This window comes from Pelomonas lactea (genome assembly GCF_043555885.1).
Taxonomy (GTDB): domain Bacteria; phylum Pseudomonadota; class Gammaproteobacteria; order Burkholderiales; family Burkholderiaceae_C; genus Pelomonas; species Pelomonas lactea.
Map to the genome: position 1 here is coordinate 1 of NZ_JBIGHX010000024.1, position 467 is coordinate 467.

General features: G+C 62.5%; 1 protein-coding gene. It reads left to right on the plus strand.

Going from position 1 to position 467, the window contains the following annotated elements; all coding sequences use genetic code 11:
* The coding region (locus ACG04Q_RS25560) for an EF-Tu C-terminal domain-related protein (RefSeq protein WP_394514702.1) at positions 1 to 467 on the plus strand (467 nt) is incomplete at both ends.

Genomic DNA, 467 nt, shown 5'->3' on the forward strand with positions numbered 1-467 from the left:
GGCACCGTGGTGACCGGTCGCGTCGAGCGCGGCATCATCAAGGTCGGCGAAGAAATCGAAATCGTCGGTATCCGCGAAGTCCAGAAGACCACGGTCACGGGCGTCGAAATGTTCCGCAAGCTGCTGGACCAAGGTCAAGCGGGCGACAACGTCGGCATCCTGCTGCGCGGCACCAAGCGTGAAGACGTCGAGCGCGGCCAGGTTCTGGCCAAGCCCGGCACGATCAAGCCGCACACCCACTTCACCGCTGAGATCTACGTTCTGAGCAAGGAAGAGGGCGGCCGCCACACCCCGTTCTTCAACAACTACCGTCCCCAGTTCTACTTCCGCACGACGGACGTGACCGGTGCCGTGGAGCTGCCGAAGGACAAGGAAATGGTCATGCCCGGCGACAACGTCGGCATCACCGTGAAGCTGATCGCTCCGATCGCCATGGAAACCGGTCTGCGCTTCGCCATCCGTGAAGG